The sequence below is a fragment of the Roseomonas sp. F4 genome, assembly GCF_053891155.1.
The window spans coordinates 387739-403838 of sequence record NZ_JBSSHK010000004.1 but is presented as its reverse complement, the minus strand read 5'-3'; the positions used below and the strand labels follow the sequence as shown (position 1 = coordinate 403838).

At 71.1% G+C, this 16100-nt stretch carries 15 protein-coding genes; 5 read left to right on the top strand and 10 right to left on the bottom strand.

All coding sequences use genetic code 11. The features are described 5' to 3' along the window. Nucleotides 1–9 precede the first annotated feature (9 nt). On the top strand, nt 10–999 hold the full coding sequence (gene msrP, locus ACVFYP_RS18365; protein WP_499201650.1) for a protein-methionine-sulfoxide reductase catalytic subunit MsrP: 990 nt from the start codon (nt 10–12) through the stop codon (nt 997–999). 125 nt (nt 1000–1124) lie between these two features. After that, nucleotides 1125–1253 carry a hypothetical protein gene (locus tag ACVFYP_RS18360; RefSeq protein ID WP_499201649.1) on the top strand — a complete coding sequence of 43 codons (129 nt, stop codon included), beginning with the start codon at nt 1125–1127 and terminating at the stop codon, nt 1251–1253. Nucleotides 1254–1257: 4 nt separating this feature from the next. Here the strand turns inward: ACVFYP_RS18360 and ACVFYP_RS18355 are convergent, their stop codons facing one another. From ACVFYP_RS18355 to ACVFYP_RS18330, 6 genes are all read right to left on the bottom strand, one after another. Then, nucleotides 1258–2979 (bottom strand): ATP-binding protein, encoded by a 1722-nt coding sequence (locus tag ACVFYP_RS18355; RefSeq protein WP_499201648.1) that lies wholly within the window; start codon nt 2977–2979, stop codon nt 1258–1260. A 70-nt stretch (nt 2980–3049) separates the two neighbouring features. Next, a complete protein-coding gene (locus ACVFYP_RS18350) occupies nt 3050–3487 on the bottom strand; it encodes an NUDIX hydrolase (RefSeq protein WP_499201647.1) in 438 nt (145 codons plus the stop codon). After that, the gene (locus ACVFYP_RS18345) at nt 3484–4575 is read right to left on the bottom strand and encodes a DUF4340 domain-containing protein (protein WP_499201646.1); all 1092 of its coding nucleotides are present in this window, start codon (nt 4573–4575) and stop codon (nt 3484–3486) included. Before ACVFYP_RS18345 ends, ACVFYP_RS18350 begins: the two co-directional genes overlap by 4 nt. Beyond that, the gene (locus ACVFYP_RS18340) at nt 4572–6515 is read right to left on the bottom strand and encodes a GldG family protein (RefSeq protein ID WP_499201645.1); all 1944 of its coding nucleotides are present in this window, start codon (nt 6513–6515) and stop codon (nt 4572–4574) included. The genes ACVFYP_RS18345 and ACVFYP_RS18340 overlap by 4 nt, the downstream gene beginning before the upstream one ends. Nucleotides 6516–6520: 5 nt before the next feature. Then, nucleotides 6521–7252, bottom strand: coding sequence for an ABC transporter permease subunit (locus tag ACVFYP_RS18335; RefSeq protein WP_499201644.1), 732 nt, complete (start codon nt 7250–7252; stop codon nt 6521–6523). Then, nucleotides 7252–7986, bottom strand: a complete 735-nt coding sequence (locus ACVFYP_RS18330; RefSeq protein ID WP_499201643.1) for an ABC transporter ATP-binding protein — start codon at nt 7984–7986, stop codon at nt 7252–7254. The genes ACVFYP_RS18335 and ACVFYP_RS18330 overlap by 1 nt, the downstream gene beginning before the upstream one ends. Nucleotides 7987–8154: 168 nt before the next feature. On the opposite strand from ACVFYP_RS18330, the gene ACVFYP_RS18325 reads away from it, so the two are divergent. Then, the gene (locus tag ACVFYP_RS18325; RefSeq protein WP_499201926.1) at nt 8155–10227 is read left to right on the top strand and encodes a methyl-accepting chemotaxis protein; all 2073 of its coding nucleotides are present in this window, start codon (nt 8155–8157) and stop codon (nt 10225–10227) included. Between the two features lie 93 nt (nt 10228–10320). On the opposite strand, the gene ACVFYP_RS18320 is transcribed toward ACVFYP_RS18325, so the two are convergent. Both ACVFYP_RS18320 and ggt read right to left on the bottom strand, forming a co-directional pair. Further along, nucleotides 10321–10785 (bottom strand): CreA family protein, encoded by a 465-nt coding sequence (locus tag ACVFYP_RS18320; RefSeq protein WP_499201642.1) that lies wholly within the window; start codon nt 10783–10785, stop codon nt 10321–10323. Between the two features lie 13 nt (nt 10786–10798). Beyond that, nucleotides 10799–12472: a gamma-glutamyltransferase gene (gene ggt, locus ACVFYP_RS18315; RefSeq protein ID WP_499201641.1), complete on the bottom strand. Its 1674-nt coding sequence runs from the start codon at nt 12470–12472 to the stop codon at nt 10799–10801. 34 nt (nt 12473–12506) lie between these two features. Here ggt and ACVFYP_RS18310 point away from each other — a divergent pair, with 34 nt between their 5' ends. After that, the gene (locus tag ACVFYP_RS18310) at nt 12507–12878 is read left to right on the top strand and encodes a YraN family protein (RefSeq protein WP_499201640.1); all 372 of its coding nucleotides are present in this window, start codon (nt 12507–12509) and stop codon (nt 12876–12878) included. 2 nt (nt 12879–12880) lie between these two features. On the opposite strand, the gene panC is transcribed toward ACVFYP_RS18310, so the two are convergent. Next, nucleotides 12881–13708, bottom strand: a complete 828-nt coding sequence (panC, locus tag ACVFYP_RS18305) for a pantoate--beta-alanine ligase (RefSeq protein ID WP_499201639.1) — start codon at nt 13706–13708, stop codon at nt 12881–12883. Nucleotides 13709–13870: 162 nt separating this feature from the next. Here panC and ACVFYP_RS18300 point away from each other — a divergent pair, with 162 nt between their 5' ends. Continuing rightward, nucleotides 13871–14563, top strand: coding sequence for a hypothetical protein (locus tag ACVFYP_RS18300; protein ID WP_499201638.1), 693 nt, complete (start codon nt 13871–13873; stop codon nt 14561–14563). A gap of 6 nt (nt 14564–14569) precedes the next feature. Here the strand turns inward: ACVFYP_RS18300 and ACVFYP_RS18295 are convergent, their stop codons facing one another. Beyond that, complete coding sequence (locus ACVFYP_RS18295) at nt 14570–16087, bottom strand: YifB family Mg chelatase-like AAA ATPase (RefSeq protein ID WP_499201637.1); 1518 nt, start codon at nt 16085–16087, stop codon at nt 14570–14572. Nucleotides 16088–16100 lie beyond the last annotated feature (13 nt).

The following is a 16100-nucleotide window of genomic DNA, read 5'->3' as shown; positions in this document are numbered from 1 at the left end:
GAGACCACCATGCTGATCAAGCGACCGCGCGGCTGGGAGATCCCGGAAAGCCAGGCGACCCCCGAACATCTGGTGCTGGGCCGCCGCGCCCTGATGGCCGCCGCCGGCGCCGGGGCGATGCTCGCGCCCAGCGTCGCCAAGGCCCAGTTCTGGCGCCGCAGCGAACCCGCCGACCCCTGGACCCGCCTGCCGGCCGAAATCCCCGACCTGCCGCCCGCCATGCGCAACACCCGCTACCCGGCGGATCGCGCCATCTCGCCCGAGCGGGACGCCGTCACCTTCAATAACTTCTACGAATTCGGCAGCGACAAGGGCATCTGGAGCACCGCGCTCAGAATGCCGACCCGGCCCTGGACCGTGAAGGTCGAGGGCATGGTCGAAAGCCCCGGCGAATTCGACGTGGACGACCTGATCCGCCGCATCGGGCTGGAGGAGCGCGTCTATCGCCTGCGCTGCGTCGAAGCCTGGGGCATGACGGTGCCCTGGACCGGCTTCCAGCTTTCCAAGCTGCTGGACATCGTGAAGCCGCTCGGCTCAGCGAAATACGTGCGCTTCGAGACGGCGCAGAAGCCGGAGGTGATGACCGGGCTGCGGCAGTCCTGGTACCCCTGGCCGCATATCGAGGGCTGCACCATCGAGGAGGCGGCCAATGAGCTGACCTTCATGCCGGTCGGCCTGTTCGGCCGCCCGCTGCCGCCGCAGAATGGTGGGCCGTTCCGCGTGGTCTTCCCGTGGAAATATGGCTTCAAATCCGGCAAGTCGATCGCCCGCATCACCCTGACGGACCAGCGCCCGGTTTCCTTCTGGGAGACCTTGCAGGCCAGCGAATACGGCTTCTGGGCCAATGTGAACCCTCAGGTGCCCCATCCCCGCTGGTCCCAGGCGACGGAACGGCTGATCGGCAGCAATGAACGGGTGCCGACGCGCATGTTCAACGGCTACGGCGATTTCGTCGCCGGACTTTACACCAACCTTCAGAATGAGAGGCTTTACGCCTGAAATTCCTCGGAAGTTTTCTGCTGATCGCAGCCCTGGCGCTGGGGCTGTGGTTCGGCGCCGACACGCCGCTGGGCGCCGCGATTTTTCGGATATGGCCGGAATTCCTGAATACCTTCCAGGCCGGGGTGCAGCGTCGTGTCCTGCCGGAATTGTGGGACTGGGTGATCCTGCCGGTGCTGCTCTGGCCGGTCTGGGTCGTGCCAGCGGGGCTCGGCGTGCTGCTGCTGCTGGCGGGTTTCGCGCGGCGGCGGTAGCGCTTTACGCCGCCACCGGCAGCCACATCGCGGCCGTGGTGCCACGGCCCAGCTCGCTGTCGATCCGCAGCAGCCCGCCCGCCGCCTCACAGAAACCGCGCACGGTCGCGAGGCCAAGCCCGGTGCCGATGCCCGCGGGCTTGGTGGTGAAGAAGGGCTCGCCGATGCGGGCCAATGTCTCCGCATCCATGCCCGCGCCGGTGTCGCTGACGGCGGTCACCACATAGCGGCCGGGCCGCAGCGGCCCTTCCTCCGTCACCTCCTCCACCCGCGCGGCGATGGTCACAACGCCGCCGCGCGGCATCGCATCCCGGGCGTTGGCGGCGAGGTTCACCACCGCCGCCTCGAATCCCGCCCGGTCGCCACGCGCCGGCGGCAGGTCCGCGGGCAGCTCGGCGGCCACGCGCCAGCCGCTGCCGAGGGTGCGGTTCAGCAGTTCCACCAGCTCCCGCAACGCCGGCGCCAGGTCGAGCTGCGTCGTCTCTGGCGCCTCGCCCCCGCGGGCGAAGGCCAGCATCGCATCCACCAGCTTGCGGCCACGCTCCGCCGCATCGCCCAGCAGGCCGGCGCAGCGCCGCACTTCCACAGGGTCGCCGGCGCGCTGGTCCATCAGCCGGGCGCCGCTGCGCACGGCCTGGACCAGGTTCTTCACATCATGCGCCAGCCCCGCCGCCAGCAGGCCGATGGCGGCCGCGCGATTGGCGCTGGCCAGCTGCGCCTCCGCCTGCATGCGGCGCTCCGCCGCCTTGCGTTCCTGCCGCGCGCCGCGCGCCGCGACGCCGGTGAGCAACAGCAGAAGGATGGCCGCACCCACCCCGCTGACCAGTGGCCCCACCATGCGCTGTCGCCAGGTCGCCGCCAGCGCGCCACGGTCGAGGCCGTAGAGCACCGCCACGGGCCACTGACCGACCTGCCGGGCGACGAACAGGCGGTTGACCGGATCGAAGCGTGATTCGGACGGCAGCGGCGCCACGCCACGGGGGCGGGACAGGGCCTCCGCCAGCCGCGCCTCGGCGACGGGGCTGGGCCCCGGATCGGCATCGGCCGGCAGCGGCGGGTGGCGGGCCAGCGTGGCACCATCCAGCCTCACCAGGGCCACCACATCGCGCGGCGCCTCCGCGACCGAGGCATAGAAGGCCTCCAGCGGCCCCGGGTTGAAGGAGGCGATCAGCGTGCCCGGCGCCCCATCGGGCCGCGGCGGGGCGCTGCGGGCGATGCCGAAGGCGCGGCCGCCCATTGGCCGGGCTTCCGCCAGCTCGCCCACCGTCTGTCCGGCCCCCTGGCTCAGCGCCCGGATATAGGCCCGGTCGCTCAGATCGATGGGGCGTGCCGGAAATTCATAGGAGGCGGCGACGACGCGGTTCGTGTCATCGGCCAGCGCCACGGCGCGGATCAACGGCTGGCCGGCCGCCGTCATTTCCGCCATCAGACCGTGCAGGGCGGCGTCCTGGCGCAGCGAATCCCAGTCCCGATAGGCGGTGGCGCGGGCCAGGGCGGCCAGGATCGCCTCCTGCGTCGCGAAGGCGCGCAGCGCGTGCTGGTGCAGCATGTCGGTGTTGCGGTGGAGCCGGTCATGCGCCTCCCGCTCCACCTCCCGCCAGGAGGTCAGGCCGGTTCCGAGCACGCCCAGGGCCGGCAGGAGCACCGCCGCAGCCCAGAGCAGGGCGAAGCCGCGCCGGGCAGGGCGCCAGCCGGTGGGGCGGTCAGTGTTCAGGGCGGTCCGCATCCATGGTCAAACTGGCGCATCAGCGGCGGCACCGCCACTGCACAATCGCGACAGTGGCGGTGACAACGCTCTATCGGCGGGACCGGGCGAGGGCGATCACGCGCAGCGCCTCCGGCCACAGTCCAAAGGGTGTCAGCCCGTCCAGCGGCGCCCAGGCCACCTCCGTCACATCGCCGCCGGGCCTCGCACTGCCGCTGGTCCAGGCGCCGGCATAGTCGATGATGGTGTAGTGGAAGCGCGGGCCGCATCCGGCCCCGCCGGGGGTGATGGCATCGACCACGGCGAGCAGGGTGAGGGGGCCGGCCTCGACCCCCGTCTCCTCCAGCAACTCGCGGCGGGCGCAGGCTTCGGCCGTTTCGCCCAGGCGCTGGCCGCCGCCGGGCAGGGACCATTCGCCGATGCGCGGCGGCCGGCCACGACGGATCAGCAGCACCTCCTCACCTCGCAGCAGCACCACGCCGATCCCGACCCAGGGGCGGGTCGGGTATTCGCGCGGATTCGCCGTCACTGGGGTGCGGCGGGGGGTGGCGCGTCCGGTGTCTCGCTCGGCGTGGTCACGGCCGGAGCCTCCGGCGCGGTCGCGGCCGGGGCGCTGGCCTCCTGCTTTCGCAGGTCCTCCAGCCGCGGCACGAAGGACTTCTCCTTCCACTGGCCGAGCTGATAGGCCCAGCCCCGCCAGCGGGCGTTCAGCCGCGCCGCTTCCTCATCGCCCTCCGCCGCCAGCATCCCCCACAGCGTCTCGCCATCCTTGTTCATGGTGACGGTGATGCGGAGGTTGTCGGTCAGTTCGAAGCGACCTTCGCCGATCCGTTCGCCGGGGATCTCGGCCGCCTTGCGGACATCGAGAAACGTCAGAAACTCGAAGCCGCGCGCGACCTCATCCAGGCTGATCTCGTCCAGCTCCGGCGTGGTGGTGGGCTCCAGCACCGCCAGCGGCGCGTCGGTATCGGCGCCACGGCGCAGGATCAGCGGCGCCTCCCCCTGGCGGTTCACCGTCACGCCGCGCACGCGGTCGCGCGGGATATTCGCCAGGTCGCGGTCGATCCAGAGATTCGGATCGCCATCCAACGGCAGCCGACCCTCGGCGAGCCAGGCCTGGCTCTCATTGGGCCGGCGGACATAGACGGATTCCGGCACATTGCCCTGGGTGCGGACGCGGCGCCGGCCAACCACCAGCTCCGCGATCGCGGCGCCCTGGGCGTCCAGGATGCGCAGCAGGGAGGAGGTCGCCCCCTCCCGCGTCGGATCATCCAGGCCGAGACGGTCGAGCATCTCGGGATTGGCGGTGCGGGGTTCGGTCAGGCGCAGCTCGGTGAGCCCCACCAGCAATTCGCGCACCCGTTCGGGCCGCACCGGATAATCCGCCTTGGCTGGCAGTACCCAGACATCCGGCGCGGCGCGGCGGACCTGCAAGGTGCCGTCATGGCGCTTCACCTCGATGGCAGCCGCCTGGGCCAGCCGCTGCGCCAGGCCCGGAAAGGCCAGATCGCTGCTGGAGGGGGAGGGCGGCGTCGCCTGATCCGGTGTCAGCAGGATGGCGCCGCCAACGGCCACCGCCGCCGCACCGCCCAGCAGAAGAAGGCCGCGCCGGGTCATGCGCGCGCTCCCGCGCGACGACGGCTGCGCATGATGCCGAGGCCGATGGCGAACAGCGTCAACAGCGCCGGCACCAAGGCGATATTGGCCAGCCGCAGCCAGGTCTCCAGCCGCTCGATATCCCGCCGCAGTTCCAGCTGCACCTGGCGAAGCTGGCCACGGGTGCGGACGATCTCGGCGCGGGCCGCGTCGATTTCGGCGCGCTGTTCCGGGGTGATGACGGTATTGGCCGCGGGCTGGCCCTGGCCGGGGCCCTGGCGCAATTCGCGCAGGCGGCGCTCGGTGGCTTCCAGGCGTTCGGTCAGCCCGCGCTCGGTCTGGCGGAACTGCGCCTCCGCATCGCGGCGGATGTCATCCACCAAGGCGAAGGGGCGTAGCGATTCACCGCGGGAGCGCAGCGAAACCAACGCCTCACCACCCGCCATGCTGTCGGCGAGGTTGATCAGGAAGGACCCGTTGTCGCTGATCGGGGTCGCCACCTGCTGGCCGAAGAAGTCCTGGGTGCGGACCCAGAAGCGGTCCTCCAGGATGTCGGCGTCATTGCCCACGATGAGGTTGGCGGGGCCTTCCGTGCGCGGGCGATGTGCCGGGAAATCCGCCGGTCGCTCGGCGCCCTCGGGCGGTGCCGGCGGCGCCTCGAAGGCGCTGGTCAGCGGGCCACGCAGCCGCGCCACGATGGTGCGGCTGGTGTCGTCCGGGCGGAAGTCGGAGAGCAGGCGCGTCGGGCTCGGATCGGTTCGCACCGCGGCCGCATCCACCAGCATGGAGCGCGTGCTGCTGGTGACCAGCGGGGTGAATTCCACCGTGGCACCCTCGCGCCGGCGCACCTCGCCGGCGGAGGCGACGGTCACCTGCTGGAGCTCGGCGGTCGCGACCTCCGTGCGGTTCAGGCCATCGGTCGGCACATTGTACCAGGCGAGGTAGTCCACCGCCTGCACCCGGTCACGCGGATCAGCGCGCACGCGCCAGGCGCCGCGCAGATCGAGCACCACCTTGTCCGACGGCGCCTCGACGCCCCAGGCATTCAGCAGGCGCGACAGGGAGGAGGAAGTATCGGTAGCTGGCCGCTGGCCCGGGGAGGGGCGGGAGGCCTGGCTTTCGCTATGCGGGTCGGTCAGCGCGATCAGCCGCCCGCCGCGCATGACGAACTGGTCGATGGCATAGAGCGTGGCGTCCGACAGCCCTTGCGCATGGGCCACCAGCAGCACCTGCACATCCGGCGCGATCACCTGCGCGTCGATGGCGATGTCGCGCACCGTGTAGAAGTTGCGGATCTGGTTCATCACCACGAAGGGCTGACCCACGCCCGGCTGGCGCATCATCATCGCCCGCGGGTCGCCATTCAGCGGCAGGGAGGAGATGACGCCGAGCACGGGCCGCGTCGGGTTCGAAAGCTCCCAGACCATGCGGGTCAGATCGTATTCGAGGAAACGCTCGCGATCCGGCTGGAAGAAGGGAATGGTCCGCTCGTCATCCAGCAGGTTCACGCCGGCCAGGCCGAAATAGACCTGCTCGCCGGACTGGTCGACCGGCACGCCCTGGATGCCGAGCGCCATGGCGCGGTCCTCGGTCTCCGAGAAGGGTTCCGGGTCGAAGAATTCGAGGCGCACCTTGCCGGCGGAGACGGCCGCATATTCCTCCAGCATCGCCCGCACCCGCTCGGCATAGGCGCCGTAGAGCGGGATCGCGGCGCCGAGGCGGCGCGAATAGAAGACGCGGAAGGTCACCGGGTCGGTCAGACCTTGCAACACCTGACGGGTACCGTCGGAGAGCGTGTAGAGGCGGTTCTGCGTCAGATCGATGCGGGCGCGGGACAGCAGCCGGTCGGCCAGCATGTTCACGCCGACCATCAGCACGGCGGCGAGTGCCAGCGCCAGAAGCGCGGAGAGGCCGCGCTTGCCCTGGGCCTTCGCAGGAGCGGGAGAAGTGGTGGTGCTCATGAGGCTCAGTCCGCCTTCCGCTGGTCGATCGCGATGGTGTTCGCGAAGAGGAAGAAGGCCATGAAGGAGGCGAAGAACACGACATCCCGCGCCGAGATCACGCCACGGGTGAAGCCGCCGAGGCGTTCGGTGATGCTGATGCCGCGCGCGATATCGGCGAGCTGCGGCACGCGCTGCGACAGGAACTCCGTCACCACCGGGCTGCCGGCGGCGGTCAGGAAGAAGCAGGCGGCAACCGCGAGCACGAAGGCGATGACCTGGTTCTTCGTCAGCGCGGAAATCGCCGCGCCCACGGCCAGGAAGGCGCCGGCCACCATCATGCAGCCGAGATAGCCGGTCAGGATCACGCCATTATCCGGATTGCCCAGCAGGTTCACCGTGATGACCAGCGGGAAGGTCAGGACCAAGGCGATGCCGCAGAAGGCCCAGGCGGCGAGGAACTTGCCGACCACCGCTTCCCACTGCGCCAGCGGCAGGGTCAGCAGCAATTCGATGGTGCCGAGCCGGCGTTCCTCGGCCCAGAGCCGCATGGTCAGAGCCGGCACCAGGAACAGGAACAGCCAGGGCACGAAGGTGAAGAAGGGCTGCAAATCCGCCTGACCGCGGGCGAAGAAATTGCCCAGCGTGAAGGTCAGCGCGCCGGCCATCACCAGGAAGATGACGATGAAGACATAGGCGACGGGCGTGGCGAAATAGCCCGCCAGCTCGCGGCGGAAGACGGTGACAAGGCCACCCATCACGCGGCCTCCGCTTCGGCGGGAAGGGTCAAGGCGCGGAAGACGGCATCCATGGTCGGTCCCTTCGCGGCAAGCTCCGCCGGCGTCGCATCCGCCACCACGCGGCCGCGCGCGATCACCACGGCGCGGGTGCAGACGGCGGCCACTTCCTCCAGGATATGGGTGGAGATGACGATGGCCTTGGTCGGCGCCATGGACAGGATCAGGTTGCGGACCTCGTGCTTCTGGTTCGGGTCCAGGCCGTCCGTCGGCTCGTCCAGCACCAGCACGGCGGGGTCGTGCAGCAGCGCCGCCGCCAGCCCAACGCGGCGCTTGAAGCCTTTCGACAGCGTCTCCACCGGCTGAAGGCGGACGCCTTCGAGCTGGGTCAGGGACATGGCATGCGCCACCCGGTCACCGAGGGCGGACCCATGGAAGCCACGGGCGCGACCGCAGAACTGCAAAAAGCCGGTGACGGTCATCTCGGGATAGGTCGGCGCGCCTTCCGGCAGGAAGCCGAGATGCCGCTTCGCCGGCACGGGCCGGTCCACCACATCCTCCCCGCAGATGCGGGCGGTGCCGGAGGTTGGTGTCATGAAGCCCGCCAGCATGCGCATGGTGGTCGACTTGCCGGCGCCGTTCGGGCCGAGAAAGCCCAGAACCTCGCCCTTGGCGACGGAAAACGTCACGTCATCCACGGCCGTGAAGGCCCCGAAGCGTTTGGTCAGCCGCTCGATCTCAATCAATGCGGTCAATGCCGGCACCCCCCGGAATACACAGCGCGGCGATTAAGGAGGCGGGGGGCGTGATGCAACCCCCCCGGGGGGCGGCGGGCCCGTGGGGCCGGCCATTACCGTCCGATTAATCGGCTTCGGGGATAAGTCATTGCAAATGACTCTCAAGGACTTCCGCCCGTGAATGCCATGCGCCGTTCGGTCGTCAAACTTCTGGGCCTTCTGTTCGCCGTGCCGCTGCTGGCACTTCTCGCCATGGCGGGGGTCCAGCTGCAACAGAGCCTGTCAGGCCTGGCAAACGCCCGGGATTCCCGTGGGGTCGCCGAACTGGATCGCCTGCTCTTCGCCCTGGCCCAGGCCCAGCGCAGCCCGACCGCCTTCATTCAGACGGCGATCCTGACGGAGGACAACCCGAAGCCCCGCATCGATGCGATGTTCCGCGAGATCGATGCCACCACGCGCCAGACGCTGGAGGCGGTGGCCCGGCAGGGGGACCCCACGCTGGCCGCCCCGCTCCGTGCCCTGCAGGATGCGCTGGCGAAGGTGCCCCCGCAGATGCCGGCACTGGAGGCGCTTTACACCCGGCCGAGGGGCGAGCGCGATGTGCGGACGCTGGCCGCGCTGTCCCAGGCGCAGCGCGATGTGGGCGATGCTGTCAGCGATCTCAGCCAGGTGGTCAGCGCCCGGATGCGGATGACCAGCCCGCTGGCCGCGGAACTGGTCGCGGTGCGCCAGCAGGCCTGGGAGCTGCGGTCCGGCTTCGGGCAGCAATGCTCCCTGCTGCGACCCTTCATCGCCACCTCCCGCCCCCTGGATGTGCAGGCCCAGGTGGATTGGGCGCGGATTTCGCAGATCGCGACCTCGGGCCGCGAGACATTGGAGGGTCTTCTCGCCCGCGAGGGCGCCAACCCGGCGTTGCGCCAGGCGTTTGGGACGGCCTCGGGCCAGGTGGACCAGGCCAATGCCGCGATCCGCGACGCCGTGACCCGCCTTGACGGCAGCAACCGGCCGGTGATGCCCGCCGCCGATTGGACGAGGCAATGCAACGCGCCCTTCGCCTCGATCATCGCGATCGGCACCGCCGCCCTGGATTCGGCGCTCGAGAACGCCGAGGCGCAGGAGGACGCCGCCTGGCGAAGCCTGGTCGTCGCCGCCGCCATCCTGGCCCTGACCCTGGCGCTGAGCCTGGTCGCGAGCGTGGTGCTGCTGCGCCGCCTGGCGCGGCCGGTGGGTGCGCTCAACCTCGCCGTCGGCCGGCTCGTCGCCGGCGATCTCGCCACCCCTGTGCCGATGCCGCGCCAGCCGGATGAGCTGCGCAGCATGGCCGAGGCGCTGGAGGCGCTGCGCGAAGGCGCCGCCAGGGCAGAGGCGTTGCGCGCCGAGCGCGCCACCCAGCAGAAGGCGCAGCTGGAGCGGGCCGAAAGCGTCGCGACGCTCTGCCGCGGCTTCGAGGCCGGCGTGGCCGGCGCGCTGCAGGATCTCGGCGGCGCCGGCGCGCGGCTGCAGGGGGCGGCGGGCCAGATGCGGGAGCAGGCCGGGCGCAGCGGGCAGCAGGCAACCAGCGCCTCCAGCAGCGCCGAGATCGCAATGGACAGCGTGAACACGGTGGCCGCCGCGACGGAGCAGCTCGGCGCCTCGATCCGCGAGATCACCGCCCGGGTGCAGGGCTCGGCCCAGGAAGCGCGGCAGGTGAGTGCCGAGGCCGAGCGGACGGAGGGGGTGGTGCAGAACCTCGCCAGCGCGGCGTCCCGGATCGGCGAGGTGGTGGGGCTGATCCGCCGCATCGCCGGGCAGACCAACCTCCTCGCGCTCAATGCGACGATCGAGGCGGCGCGGGCGGGCGAGGCCGGCAAGGGCTTCGCGGTGGTCGCCTCCGAGGTGAAGAACCTGGCGGTGGAGACGGCGAAGGCCACGGATGGCATCGCGACGCTGGTGCAGGAGATCGGCACCGCGACCCAGGCGGCCGTCCAGGCCACGCGATCCATCGCCCAGGGCATCATGGGCATCGACGGCTCGGCGACCGCCATCGCCGCCGCGGTGGAACAGCAGAGCGCCGCGACTCAGGAAATCGCCCGCAGCGTCCAGCTCGCCGCAACCAGCACGCAGGAGGTGACGGGCACCATCGGCCTGGTGGCCAATGACAGCCAGATGACCGGCGTCGCCGCCGATACCGTCTTCACGGCGGTGCAGGAGGTGGATGGCGTGGCGAAGACGCTGCGGGTGCAGGTGGAGCGCTTCCTCGAGGAGGTCCGCAGCGCCTGACCGGACCCTGCTACCCCGCATCCGGGGTAGCCAAGGCACAGGTAGAAGGCGGGAACTTGGTGCTGGTATAGCGCCCTGTCCCGCCTGCTGGTCTTACCTCACCGGCACGGCCGCCACCGCATTGTAGGGCGAGCCGTCGATCAGCCGGGTCGACCAGGCGAGGTAGACCACCGCGTTCCGCTCCTCATCGATGAAGCGATGCACGCGGGTTTCCTTGAAGAACAGGCTGGTGCTACTTTCAAACACCACCTCGCCACGCTCCCCACGGCGGGCGCCGGGCTGCACTTCCACGGGGCCGGTGGCGGTGCAGTTCAGGGCGAAGCGGGCCGGGTCCTCGGCCACGCCGAGCATGCCGGACAGGCCGCCGGTGCGGGCCTGGCTGATGTAGCAGGACACGCCGCGCACCTCCGGATCGGTGAAACGCTCCACCACCACGCGGTGGCTGCGGGTCAGGCCGAGATTGGTGATGGCGGTGTTCACATGGCCGATCTCCCGCGTTTCCTCGGCGAAAGCGGGGGTGGCGGCCAGCAGCAGCAGGCAGGCGAGCAGGCGGCGCATGGTGGAAACTCCTTCAATCGCCGAGGGCCACGCCCTCGCGCCGTGGATCGGCCGCGCCGAGGATACCGCGTGGCGTCACGCGGATGGCGGTCAGGCCGGAATTCATCTCACGCATATCGACCCGATGCCCGCGGGCTTCGAGTGCCGGCGCCAATGCAGCGGCCGGCGTGCCCGCCTCCAACTCCACCGGCCCTGTGCCGGTGACGCCGATACGTGGCAGGGACAGCGCTTCGGCCGGCTCCAGGTTCCAGTCCAGCATCGCAATCAGTGATTGCGCCACATGGCCGATGATGCGAGCCCCGCCGGCCGAGCCCAGCAGCAGCAGCGGCCGCCCATCGGCATCTAGCACGATGGTCGGCGACATGGAGGAGCGCGGCCGCTTGCCCGGCTCCACCCGGTTGGCGACGGGGCGGCCACCGACCTCCGGCAGGAAGCTGAAATCCGTCAGCTCATTGTTCAGCAGGAAGCCACGCACGAAGACCCGGCTGGCCATCACCGCCTCGACGGTGGAGGTCATGGAGACGGCATCGCCAAAGCCGTCGATGACCGAGATATGGGTCGTGCCGGCCTCCTGCTCCGTCGGCTGCGGCGCCAGCCCGGCCTGGCGCCAGCGGGGATTGCCGGGGCGGGGTTCGGGCAAGGCGCGGTCGCGGTCCAGCAGCTGCGCGCGCAGCGTGAGGTAGGGCGCCTCCACCAGCCCGTGCAGCGGCACGCGGACGAAATCGGCATCGGCGAGGTACAGGTTGCGGTCGGCGAAGGCGAGGCGCCCGGCCTCCGCCAGCAGATGCGCCGCATCGGCGCTGTCCGGGGCCAGGGCCGGCAGGTCGAAATGCTCCAGCACGCCGAGGATCTGCGCCACGGCGGCGCCGCCCGAACTCGGCGGGCCAAAGCCGCAGATGCGCCAGATGCGATAGGGGGTGCAGAGCGGCGCGCGGCGCTGCGGCGCGTAGCCGGCCAGGTCGGCGGTGGTCATGCTGCCGGGATTGGCATGGCCCCGCACGGCGGCGGCGATCGCCTCCGCCACCGGACCTTCATGCAGCGCCACCGCGCCCTGCTCGGCGACCCGTCTCAGCGTATCGGCCAGTTCCGGATTGCGCAGCCGATGGCCGGCGGGAAGGGGGGTGCCGTCGGCGGCGAAGAAATAGGCCCGCGCGCCCGGGTCGCGGCGCAGCGATTCGGCATTGCCAGCGATGGCGGCGGCCATGCGGGCGGGAATGGCGAAGCCCGCCTCGGCAAGCGCGATGGTGGGCGCTACCAGCCTTGCCCAGGGCAGGCGGCCATGTTCGCGATGCGCGGCCTCCAGCATGCGCAGCAGACCGGGTACGCCGACGCTGCGGCCGCCTTCCATGGCGGCGGCGAAGCGCATCGGACTGCCATCGGGGTTCAGGAACAGACCTGGCGTGGCGCCGGCGGGCGCGGTTTCGCGGCCGTCCCAGGCCTCGATCTCCTGCGCCTCCCCGTCATAATGCAGCATCAGGGCGCCGCCGCCGATGCCGCTGGCCTGCGGCTCCGTCAGTGTCATCATGATCGCCGCGGCAATCGCCGCATCCAGCGCGCTGCCGCCATCGCGCAGCACCTGCCGGGCGGCCTCGCTGGCCGGCGGGCTGGCGGTGGCGACCATGTGGCGCTGGGCCGGCTGGGCGAAGGCCAGGCCGGGGACGAGAAGAAGGAGCAGCAGGATGCGCATGGAGTCCACCATCAGCCTGAACCGAGCCTAGGCCATGCAGGATGCCACCGCCACGCGCCGCGCTTCTGAAGCGCGCGGCCGGCATGCGGAATCGCGGGCGGAGGCGGCGCTGGCGGCGGAAGGTTTTGTGACTCTCGCCCGCCGTGCCCGCACCGGCGCGGGCGAGATCGACCTGGTGGTGGCGCGCGGCGGGTTGCTGGTTTTCGTCGAGGTGAAAGCCCGCGCCACGCTGGGCGACGCCGCCTTCGCCCTCGGCCCGCGCCAGCAAGCCCGGCTGATGGCGGCGGCGGGGGCCTGGATGGCGGCCAATCCGGGCGAGGGCGGGGAGGGTGTGCGCTTCGATGTGCTGCTGGTGGATGCGGCGGGGCGGGTACGCCGCATCACCGATGCGCTGCGGGCGGGGTGAGGCTACAGCGCCATATTGTCGAGCAACCGCACATCGCCGAGCTTCGCCGCAGCCAGCAGCCGGCCGGGGCCGGATTGCCAGGGGCGCAGCGTCTCCGGCTGCACCAGGTCGAGATAGTCCGGCGCGAATCCGGCGTCCCGCAGCGTCGCCATCCCGTGTTCCAGCGTCGAGGCCAGCGGCGCGCCGCCCCGGATCGCGCCCAGCACGGATTGCATCACCCGCGGCAGCGTCGGCGCCACCGCGCGTTCCTGCGCGCTGAGGCGCACATTGCGGGAGGACATGGCCAGCCCATCCGCCTCCCGCACCGTCGCATGGGCCTGGATCTGGATGGGCAGGTCGAGGTCGGCGACGAAGCGGCGCACCACCTGCAATTGCTGCCAGTCCTTCTCCCCGAACACCGCCAGATCGGCGCCGGTCTGGCTGAACAGCTTGGTGCAGACCGTCGCGACGCCGCGGAAATGGCCGGGGCGGGCGTGGCCCTCATAGCCTTCCGCGGGGCCCGCGACCTCCACCGTGGTTGCGGCACCCTCCGGGTACATGGTGGCCACATCGGGCATCCAGACGATGTCGCAGCCACCGGCGGAGAGCTTGGCGAGGTCCCCCTCCTCGTCGCGCGGATAGCGGCTGAGGTCCTCACTCGCGAGGAATTGCAGCGGGTTGACGAAGATGGAAACCGCCACCGTCTGCGCCGCCTGTCGCGCCGCGGCGACCAGCGCCAGATGGCCCGCATGCAGCGCGCCCATGGTCGGCACCAGCGCCAGCCTGCGGCCATTCTGGCGCGATTCCGCGCTGCTGGCGCGCAGGGCGGCAAGGTCGCGGATGATCTTCATGGCCTGGCCCTCTCCCGGATTGCCCCCCGGATTGGGGGAGGCGGGGCGCCAGGGCAAGCCCGGTGGGCGCATTTCAGGGACGGCGCGGCGGCATGGCGGGCGGATGACAGGCGGGTCAGGATCGCCTTACCGTCTCAGGAACGGGATGGAGGAGAGGGCGGCATGCGGCTGCGTGGATGGCTTGTCGGCTTGGCGCTGGGACTGGGCGTAGCTCCGGCGGCGGAGGCCAATGAGATCTGGCGCCGGTCCAGCGGCCAATGGACGGTGAAGCTGTTCCAGAACCAGGGCGACCGCGCCTGGTGTTCCTGGGACACCCGCTTTCAAAGCTCCGGCCGCATTGTCTCCTTCATGCTGAACAGCCAGGGACTGCATCTGTTCATCAGCGCGCCGAACATGCGGCTCGACCGGTTGCGGGGGCAGCAGGCGGCGGTGGCGGTGGGCGGGCGCGCCTATCCGGTGACCTTCACCTTCGGGAATTTCAATGACCGCAACAATCTGGGCGGCGCGGCCGGACTGATCACCGCCGAGCCTCGGGCCATGCGTGGCTTCATCGTGGATTTCGCCCAGGCCAGTTCGGCGGAGATTCGCTTCGCCAGCGGCGTCAACTGGGGCGTCGGCCTGCGCGGCACCCAGGCCAGCTTGCCGCATATGACCGCCTGCGTGACAGAGATGCGCCAGCGCAATGGCAGCGGCTTCGACATGGACCCCACGGCACGCCCCGCGCCGCCAGGTGGTGGGCTGGACCCCACGGCACGCCCGGCCCCGCCCAGCGGCGGGCTGGACCCGACCGGGCCGGCACCTGGGCCGCGGCCCGTGCCCGGACCCGCGCCGGGCGTGGGCCTGCCGAAGGGGTAGGCGGCCCTATCCGCCCCGCCCCGGCATCCGGTGCCGGAAGGCCAGCGCCTCCGCCACATGGGCGCGGCCGACCTGGGCGGCGCCGGCCAGGTCCGCGATGGTGCGTGCCACGCGCAGGCTGCGCACCTGGCCGCGGGTGGACAGGCGCAGGCGGGTGGCGGCGGTTTCCAGCAGGCTGAGCGCCTCCGCCTCCGCCAAGGGTTGCAGCGCCTCCCACTCCGCCTCCGCATTGCAGCGGGCGGCGGTCTGGCCCTGGCGGGCGCGCTGGCGGTCCCGGGCGGCGGCGACGCGGGCGGCCACCAGCTCGGTGCGCTCGCCGGGCGGGGCGCGGGTGAGCTCGGCGGGAGAGATCGGCTGCACCTCGATGGTCACGTCCATGCGGTCCAGCAGCGGCCCGGACAGGCGCTGCTGGTAGTCCTGGCCGCAGCCCGGCGCGCGGGCGCATTCGCGGGACGGCTCGCCGAGATAGCCGCAGCGGCAGGGGTTCATGGCGGCGACGCATTGGAAGCGCGCCGGATAGGTCACATGGGCATTGGCGCGGCTGATGGTGGTGCGCCCCGTTTCCATCGGCTGGCGCAGCGCTTCCAGCGCCGCGCGGGGAAATTCCGGCCATTCATCCAGGAACAGCACGCCGAGATGGGCCAGCGAAATCTCACCCGGCCGCGCGCGATGGCCGCCGCCGACGAGGGACGGGACGGAGGCCGAATGGTGCGGGTCGCGGAAGGGCGGGCGCTTCAACAGCCGGCCTTCCACCAGCATGCCGGCCACAGAATGGACCAGCGAAATCTCTAGCGCCTCGGCCGGCGTCAGATCCGGCAACAACCCGGGCAGGCGCGCGGCGAGCATGGATTTGCCGGAGCCGGGCGGTCCGACCATCAGCAGATTGTGGTTGCCGGCGGCCGCGATCTCCAGCGCCCGCTTGGCGCTTTCCTGGCCGCGCACCTGGCTCAGGCAGGGGCCGGCCCAGGGCGCATCCTCCAGCACCGGCGGCACCGGCTGAGCCAGGGTTTGGCTGCCCCGAAAATGGTTGATGAGGGACGGCAGGTCGGGCGGTGCCAGCACCTGGATGCGCCCGGCCCAGGCGGCCTCCGGCCCCTGCTGCGCCGGGCAGACCAGCCCCAGCTCTCGCGCCGAGGCCGCCATGGCGGCGGGCAGCACGCCGGCCACCGGCGCCAGAGCACCATCGAGCCCGAGTTCGCCGAGCGCGGCGAAATCATGCAGCTCGTCGCGCGGCAGCACATCCATGGCGGCGAGCACGGCGATGGCGATGGGCAGGTCGAAATGGCTGCCCTCCTTCGCCAGGTCGGCGGGCGCCATGTTCACCAGAACCCGTTTGGGCGGCAGCGACAGGCCAATGGCGGTCAGCGCCGCGCGTACCCTTTCACGGGATTCGCCCACCGCCTTGTCGGGCAGGCCGACCACCAGGAAGGCGGGCAGGCCTGGCGCGATCTGCACCTGGACTTCGACGGGGACAGCCTCAATGCCGGCGAAGGCGAAGGTCTGGATGCGGGCGATGGAACTCACGCATCCAGGGTTG